This window comes from uncultured Bacteroides sp. (assembly GCF_910585845.1).
Classification (GTDB): Bacteria; Bacteroidota; Bacteroidia; order Bacteroidales; family Bacteroidaceae; genus Bacteroides.
In genome coordinates this window covers 1-6,923 of record NZ_CAJUHF010000088.1, presented here as the reverse complement: position 1 = coordinate 6,923, position 6,923 = coordinate 1, and the positions used below count along the sequence as shown (strand labels likewise).

The 6,923-nt window shown below is 43.0% G+C and carries 10 protein-coding genes and 1 pseudogene; 6 read left to right on the top strand and 5 right to left on the bottom strand.

The annotated features are described in order from the left end of the window. Positions 1–124: 124 nt before the first annotated feature. The 6 genes from QZ323_RS14345 (at position 125) to QZ323_RS14320 (ending at position 4,523) form a co-directional block, all read left to right on the top strand. Entirely contained in the window at positions 125–358 is a 234-nt protein-coding gene (locus QZ323_RS14345; protein ID WP_117921414.1) for a hypothetical protein, read from the top strand. Positions 359–740: 382 nt separating this feature from the next. Then, a complete protein-coding gene (locus tag QZ323_RS14340) occupies positions 741–2,042 on the top strand; it encodes a reverse transcriptase domain-containing protein (RefSeq protein WP_294635372.1) in 1,302 nt (433 codons plus the stop codon). Further along, on the top strand, positions 2,039–2,524 hold the full coding sequence (locus QZ323_RS14335; protein ID WP_294635371.1) for a hypothetical protein: 486 nt from the start codon (positions 2,039–2,041) through the stop codon (positions 2,522–2,524). Before QZ323_RS14340 ends, QZ323_RS14335 begins: the two co-directional genes overlap by 4 nt. 190 nt (positions 2,525–2,714) lie before the next feature. Continuing rightward, the gene (locus QZ323_RS14330; protein WP_256141760.1) at positions 2,715–2,957 is read left to right on the top strand and encodes a hypothetical protein; all 243 of its coding nucleotides are present in this window, start codon (positions 2,715–2,717) and stop codon (positions 2,955–2,957) included. Positions 2,958–3,027: 70 nt separating this feature from the next. Next, on the top strand, positions 3,028–3,666 hold the full coding sequence (locus tag QZ323_RS14325) for a thymidylate synthase (protein ID WP_285828754.1): 639 nt from the start codon (positions 3,028–3,030) through the stop codon (positions 3,664–3,666). Then, a complete protein-coding gene (locus tag QZ323_RS14320) occupies positions 3,663–4,523 on the top strand; it encodes a DNA adenine methylase (protein WP_285828753.1) in 861 nt (286 codons plus the stop codon). Before QZ323_RS14325 ends, QZ323_RS14320 begins: the two co-directional genes overlap by 4 nt. Positions 4,524–4,724: 201 nt before the next feature. On the opposite strand, the gene QZ323_RS14315 is transcribed toward QZ323_RS14320, so the two are convergent. From QZ323_RS14315 to QZ323_RS14295, 5 genes and pseudogenes are all read right to left on the bottom strand, one after another. Next, complete coding sequence (locus QZ323_RS14315; protein ID WP_294635370.1) at positions 4,725–4,940, bottom strand: hypothetical protein; 216 nt, start codon at positions 4,938–4,940, stop codon at positions 4,725–4,727. Positions 4,941–4,942: 2 nt separating this feature from the next. Continuing rightward, positions 4,943–5,212 (bottom strand): zinc ribbon domain-containing protein, encoded by a 270-nt coding sequence (locus tag QZ323_RS14310; protein ID WP_010801754.1) that lies wholly within the window; start codon positions 5,210–5,212, stop codon positions 4,943–4,945. A gap of 10 nt (positions 5,213–5,222) precedes the next feature. Further along, positions 5,223–5,891 (bottom strand): hypothetical protein, encoded by a 669-nt coding sequence (locus QZ323_RS14305; protein WP_010801753.1) that lies wholly within the window; start codon positions 5,889–5,891, stop codon positions 5,223–5,225. A 15-nt stretch (positions 5,892–5,906) separates the two neighbouring features. Continuing rightward, on the bottom strand, positions 5,907–6,275 hold the full coding sequence (locus QZ323_RS14300) for a BlaI/MecI/CopY family transcriptional regulator (RefSeq protein WP_010801752.1): 369 nt from the start codon (positions 6,273–6,275) through the stop codon (positions 5,907–5,909). A gap of 185 nt (positions 6,276–6,460) precedes the next feature. Beyond that, positions 6,461–6,923, bottom strand: a pseudogene (locus QZ323_RS14295) (helicase); the annotation flags it as partial.

The window sequence follows — 6,923 nt, the reverse complement described above, 5'->3', positions numbered from 1 at the left end:
AAGCGTGGAGCGAAGCGACTAAAACGAAAGAACGGGATTCGGATGGTTTCCGAATCCCGTTTAAAAGGAATTCAAATACCGGCGAAGCCGGTCGATTTTTTTTAGAATTAAAGACAGAATCGTTATGGGAAGAGTTATTGATTTTTTGAGAGAAAGTAACCGATGGAAGCATCTGTTAGGCGGATTCCTTGTAGGTCTGCTGGGAACGCATCCGGTGGTAGCCCTGTATGCAAGTGCTGTGGCGGCTTCCTGTTTGGAACTGAAGGATAAGCAGCATGGTAGCTGTTGGGACTGGATAGATTGGGGATTAACCGTGCTTGGCGGCGCTTTTGCTGCTCTTTTATGGTTATTCTTCTGAGCATTATAGACTTCTTTTTCTTTGAAATAAGTACCTTTGTAATTGGTAGAGCTTCCCGATAGTCCGTGTGGTCTATCGCGGGTACAACAATGCGAACGCGAATGGCGGTGTATCGAATGCGAATGCGAATAACGATGCTTCGAACACGAATGCGAATGTCGGCTCGCGTCTGGAAATCTAATTAATCGGCGTACTGCACCGGGGACGTGTCCCCAATGCGGTGCCGAGGGAAGCAAGCCACAGCAACAGCACCCATTAGGGTGGAAAGCTGAAAAATCACGCGTCGGGTGGAGTTTGGTAGGCTGTTATCAGTTCGAAGAAGTCAGGCCCGGGGAAAGGAAGGCCCTTATCTTCCGTATTAACAAACCAACAGCAGAACTGTATGCGCAGGGAAGGATATATCATAGAGGAAATCATCGAATACTCCAATATGTCGGAGGCATTCGATACCGTACTGCGCGGAACGGATCGTAAAAGGTCAACGCAGGGACGGTATCTGCTTGCCCATAGGGAGCAAGTTATCGCCAAATTGACGGAGGCCATTGCAAGCGGTTCTTTTCAGCTTGGCGGATACCATGAAAGAGAAATCGAGGAGTATGGGAAAGAACGCACCCTGCAGATTTTATCCATGTATGACCGCATCGCGGTATATGCCGTAATGAACGTGGTGGACCGTCACCTGCAGAAACGCTATATCCGGACTACCGGGGCCAGCATTAAACGTCGTGGCACTCATGATCTGATGAATTGCATACGTACCGATTTGCAAAAAGACCCGGAGTACACGCTGTATGCCTACAAGTTTGACATCCGCAGGTTCTACGACAATGTGCGGCAGGATTTTGTTATGTGGTGCTTCCGCAGGGTGTTCAAAGACGAAAGGCTGTTGGTGCTGCTGGAGCGGTTCGTGACAATGCTGCCGGAGGGTATCAGCTTTGGACTGCGCAGTTCACAAGGAGCAGGCAACCTGCTTCTGTCTGTATTTTTAGACCACTATCTGAAGGACAGGTACGGGGTTCGTTATTACTACCGCTATTGCGATGACGGACTGGTACTCGGTAAAACGAAAGCGGAATTGTGGAAGATTCGTGATGTTATTCACGGGCAAATGGAGAAAATAGACTTGGAAATTAAGCCGAATGAACGGGTGTTCCCTGTAGAAGAAGGCATTGATTTCCTTGGCTATGTTATCCGGCCTGACTATGTGAGATTGCGGAAACGTATCAAGCAGAAGTTTGCCCGGAAGATGCACGAGGTAAAATCGAGGAAAAGACGGCGGGAACTGATTGCCAGTTTCTACGGCATGACGAAACACGCCGACTGTAATAAGTTGTTTAAAAAATTAACAGGCAAAGAAATGAGAAGTTTTAAAGACTTGAATGTCGCTTACAAGCCGGAGGACGGCAAGAAGCGATTTCCCGGCGTGGTGGTAAGCATCCGGGAACTGGTAAACTTACCGATTGTAGTGAAGGACTTCGAAACAGGTATCAAGACCGAGCAGGGAGAAGACCGCTGTATTGTGGCCATTGAAGTGAACGGTGAGGCAAAGAAGTTCTTCACCAACAGCGAGGAGATGAAGAATATTCTCGCACAAGTGAAAGAAATGCCGGATGGCTTTCCGTTTGAAACGACCATCAAGACAGAGACCTTCGGCAAAGGTAGAACCAAATACGTGTTTACATGAGAAGAGTTGAAGGAAGTGCCGGTGTTTCGCTGATGGAATGCACGAACCCGGTTAAAGACAAATGGCGCATCCGCTGGGATGTGCAGGAGAAAGAGGACGGCTCTGCCTCCTACATGGAAGAGGAGTTTAACCATAAACCTACCGGCGAGGAAATTCGCACATTGATTATGTCCTGGTATAACAGCCAGACTGATGCAGCTATCCTGTCCGGATTCACCTATAAGGGTGCTCCTGTATGGCTTTCTGTGGCGAATCAGTACAACTATAAGGCAGCATACGATTTGGCCGTTCAGACGGGCGGAGAAACCCTGCCAGTGACATTTAAGTTTGGTTCGGATGAACAGCCCGAATACTATACTTTTACTCAGTTAGAAGAACTGAAAGACTTCTATACAAAAGCAGTAGGATTCATTCAGAAAGTTCTGGCTGAAGGCTGGAAAAAGAAGGATAAATTCAAATTGGATTTGTACCGGATTGAGTGATTGAAAATCCCCTCGGGGGTGGGATAAAAAAAGCCCCCGGCCTGTTAAGTTAAGTATAGACGCCAATCACATACTTACGCATACGCGCTGAAACCGCACAGCCGGGGGCAAATGCCCTCTGCCGCGGTTTCAGCGTTTTTTTTATACAAAATATGTGATTGGCAATGCAAATGTACAAAAATGATTGGATATGACATTATTTGAAGCACTCAAATTTAATAGGAAACCGCTTGAAATGCTTATAAGTTTAGGCGGAAAACAAGATGATCTTCGATATATAGACCTGTATTCGGAGTACGAAACGATGAAAGGCCAGGGTGAAAAGACCACTTATACAGTGGCATTCTTGGCACAGAAGTATTCAGTAAGTGAACGTAAGGTGTATGACATTATCAAGCGATTTGGAAAGCACTGCACGCTCTGTGCAGTGTGATTTGAGTATCTGACATACCTTATGCTGTCTGATGAGGCTACCTTTGCACAAACCAAAAATGAAATAGCTTATGAATAAGTATTATCAGACATTAGAAAAGATACTCCAATATGGGAAGACCCAAGATAACAAGAAAGGGCACATAAAGTATCTATTAAACGAGAGACTCATCCTATCGCCAGCTGATTTACTTGATATATTTGAAAGCCATGGTATAGCAAGAAAGAAGCTGAAAGAGGAATTAAAACTATTTATGCAGGGCATCCGGGATGTGGAAAAGTACAAGGAGGCAGGTATTACCTGGTGGGACTATTGTGGCCATACCCTTGTGAATAGCTACCCAACTTATTTTGAAAAGCTGCCACCGCTTATTTCGAAAATAAACAAGGAAAAACGTAATAGTAAGAACTATGTCCTGTTCCTTGGTGAAACAGGCGTGGAAAGCAATCAAGCGCCTTGCCTTAGCCTTGTTCAGTTTCAGATAGATGATGGGGAACTGGTCGTATCAGCGTATCAGAGAAGTTCTGATGCCAGCCTTGGGCTCCCAGCTGATATTTATCATCTGTATTTAATGGCAAGACAGGTGGAACTACCTTTGAAATCCATTACGCTTGACCTTGGCAATGTGCACATATATGAAAACAACATCGACAAAACAAAGGAACTTCTTTCCGGAGGTGAAAATATTAAATTTGAATTGAACGTATGACGAAAATGAATCTGTCGGCACCGCTGCCATTTGTGGGCCAAAAAAGAATGTTTGCTAAAGAATTTATAAAGGTTTTAGACCAGTTCCCTGATGATACAGTTTTCGTAGATCTGTTTGGTGGCTCAGGCTTACTTTCCCATATTGCAAAAAGGATGAAACCAGCTGCCACTGTTGTCTATAACGATTTTGACAACTACCGATTTAGGTTGGCTCATATTCCACATACCAATAAGCTTTTAGCCGACATTAGAGCGCTGGTAGGGGATTCTGTACCCAAACATAAGGCAATCAAAGGGAAGCTAAGAGAATGCGTTTTAAAACGTATTGAAGAAGAGGAAGCGAGTGTGGGGTACGTGGACTTCATTACTCTATCGTCATCCCTTATGTTCTCTATGAAATATAAGTTGTCAGTGGAGGAAATGAGCAAGGAAGTGCTTTATAACAATATCCGTAAGACTGGATATCCTGAATCATTGGACTATTTAGAAGGGCTGGAAATCGTTTCATGCGACTATAAAGAGGTCTATACTCAATATAAAGACGTACCTGGAGTGGTGTTTTTAATTGATCCTCCTTATTTATCCACGGATGTTGGAACATATAACATGTATTGGCGTATGTCTGACTACTTAGATGTTTTAAAAGTCCTCGAAGGTCATTCATTCGTTTATTTTACATCAAACAAATCATCTATAATTGAATTGTGTGAGTGGATTGGGGCAAACAAAACCATCGGAAACCCGTTTGAAGGCTGCACAAAAAGAGAATTCAATGCCCACATGAATTATTCTTCAGGATACACAGATATAATGTTATTCAAAAAGCAAGATTCTTACATTGAGAAAATAGCTGCTTAAATATGTTGCTCGATTCCCATTAGAATGTCATTCTAAAAGTGTTCTTATGAGACTATAAAGCCGGAACAGAGGTCTTCATTAACCTTTTGTTCCGGCTTTATAAGTGTTGTGTGCAGCCTTTTTTTTGAACGCTTCGTTTTGTCCTTTTGCCTGAAATTTGAACGCTTCGTTCCGGATTCAGCGGAAATTTGGATTTGCGGATTATACAAAGACGATTTCAACATTGTTTGACTTTTTATGAACTTTTTCTTTGGGTACGCCAATAAGCCAATCGAAATTCTGCTGTAAAGCCAGACCGCAGGAGAACAGGATATTTCGTCCATAATTTTGACAGACTTCCAACCCGAATATGTTTTCGTAGAAACTTCGGGCTTTGCTTATATCTGACACGGATAAAACCGTACAACAATATCTCATATTTATTTTTTCCAGCGTTTGAGGTTGGGATAGAATTGGCGCATCATCTCTTTAGCCTGTTCCACGGTCATATTTTCTCCGGACCACTTGTTTATATCATCGGTGAACCGAGCGCAATGCTCAATCATCTGCTCCATTGTAAAGTCCTGCGTGAACCGGCCATCCATGTAACAATAGTTGCAGTAATCATCATTGCGGCTGCCATCGGCATTTATTCCCTTATCTTTGTCAGTTAACGGCATACCGCAACTTTGACAAAATTTTTGTTCCATATTCATATATTTAGTTGTTTGATATTCCTTTTAATGCGCATTTAATTTTCCAACTCGCATAAATATGAGCCAACCAATGTTCGGAAAAAGGCATCATTATAAGACCTCGGATATTTTCACCACACCAGTAATCTATCAACCACCGGGCATTTTCAGAGTCGCTCACAACATGAAGTGATTTGAGTTTTTCCCTATCCTCATCAGTCATTCTGCGTTCCAAATCGCAAAAAGAAAGCTCTTTCAACAATAGGCTGGTATTGTCTTTTACAGATTCAGCATATTCATATAGCGCATCTAAATTCAATGTTTTGGAGAAATCTGATATTTCCTGTTTTTCAAGCTCGTTACCCGTTGTGATAATTGGAGAGCCAATCGAGCTTTTATAATCCCTTGAAAAGAATATCTGATTGTCCTTGTTGATTAGAGTATGGGTAACAATATCCTCGATACGGAATATATGCCAGATGGAATAGGCAATTGTCTTGCTGTGAAAACCGTCTTCTCCAATGAATGGGATAGCATTGAAATCAGCACGACATAATTCCACTTTGAACTGCGCTAAGATATCAAATAATTGGGTACGCAAAGACAATAAGTTTTCAATTCCCAAATGAAATGTGGTTTCATTGGAAATTTCTTCCTTAATTTTATGGCATTGCTCTAATAAATTATTACCCATATCTTTTCAATTTTATTATTGGCGATTTCCTTCAATTACCTGATTTATCAACTCCCGAACTTCATCATCCGACATTTTCCTATCTCTTACAAGAGTGCTTATCACACCACGAATAGAGTTATTAAAATATCTCTGTACTACATTCTTCAGGTTGTTGCCACAATACTCATCCCGTTCTATGAGTGGGTAGTATATGAACCCGTTGTTCCCTGCCGGCTTATGCCCTAAAAAGCCTTTCTCGACAAGAAACTTCACAAATGTAGATATGGCAGTCCGGCTTGGACGAGGTTCAGGATAAGTGGCTATAATCTCCTTGACGGTAGCTTCGCCCCTCTCCCAAAACTTGTTCATCACTTCTTCTTCACGCTTAGTAAGTTGTTCCATCATCAAATGAAATTTAGTATATGCAAAGTTAGTCTAAATAAATTAGTCAACCAAGCAAATTCACCTATTTTTATCCTTTATAAACAAAAGGGTTATCTGTGTCCATTATAATACGGACGTTTATGGATTATTGTATAAAAAGCAAGAGGATACAATTCAAATGATTCTTCCTCTTGCTGTCATTGTCATATTTTCAATCCTTTCGGACGGTTTTCATCCTTGACATACAGCCCCGGACGACCGATTACGATATGGTTGTCAATGAAATTGCCCGTGGAACTTTGTTCATTTGCCGGACTGCGTATCTGTGGCGGTGTATCTCCGTGATATTGCGTCGGCCTGTTCCGCACGACTTCCGTTTCCGGCTTGACCTGCTGCCCTTCGTTCTCCTTGTCGGCGATTTCGGGCGTGGGCGCAAGTTCCAGTTGTATCTTGCGGTCGAGGGCGGCAAGTTCGGACTTCAACTGTTTCAGCTCGTCCTCCTTCTTCCACACCTTGCCCGTTATCTCCTGTAACTGCGGTATCTCACGTTCCAGCACCTCATTCTTCGCCTTGTACTGGTCGATGATGGGGGGTATCCTCTCAATTGCGTTCAGGAAGTTGCGGGCGGCGGCCAACGGGTCAGCCATCGCCAGATGCCCGTTGTTG

What these genes read in the sequence shown, in the direction of transcription:
- QZ323_RS14345 (WP_117921414.1), top strand. Translation starts at nt 125, where the DNA reads ATGGGAAGAGTTATTGATTTTTTGAGAGAAAGTAACCGATGGAAGCAT.
- QZ323_RS14340 (WP_294635372.1), top strand. Translation starts at nt 741, where the DNA reads ATGCGCAGGGAAGGATATATCATAGAGGAAATCATCGAATACTCCAAT.
- QZ323_RS14335 (WP_294635371.1), top strand. Translation starts at nt 2,039, where the DNA reads ATGAGAAGAGTTGAAGGAAGTGCCGGTGTTTCGCTGATGGAATGCACG.
- QZ323_RS14330 (WP_256141760.1), top strand. Translation starts at nt 2,715, where the DNA reads ATGACATTATTTGAAGCACTCAAATTTAATAGGAAACCGCTTGAAATG.
- QZ323_RS14325 (WP_285828754.1), top strand. Translation starts at nt 3,028, where the DNA reads ATGAATAAGTATTATCAGACATTAGAAAAGATACTCCAATATGGGAAG.
- QZ323_RS14320 (WP_285828753.1), top strand. Translation starts at nt 3,663, where the DNA reads ATGACGAAAATGAATCTGTCGGCACCGCTGCCATTTGTGGGCCAAAAA.
- QZ323_RS14315 (WP_294635370.1), bottom strand. Translation starts at nt 4,940, where the DNA reads ATGAGATATTGTTGTACGGTTTTATCCGTGTCAGATATAAGCAAAGCC.
- QZ323_RS14310 (WP_010801754.1), bottom strand. Translation starts at nt 5,212, where the DNA reads ATGGAACAAAAATTTTGTCAAAGTTGCGGTATGCCGTTAACTGACAAA.
- QZ323_RS14305 (WP_010801753.1), bottom strand. Translation starts at nt 5,891, where the DNA reads ATGGGTAATAATTTATTAGAGCAATGCCATAAAATTAAGGAAGAAATT.
- QZ323_RS14300 (WP_010801752.1), bottom strand. Translation starts at nt 6,275, where the DNA reads ATGGAACAACTTACTAAGCGTGAAGAAGAAGTGATGAACAAGTTTTGG.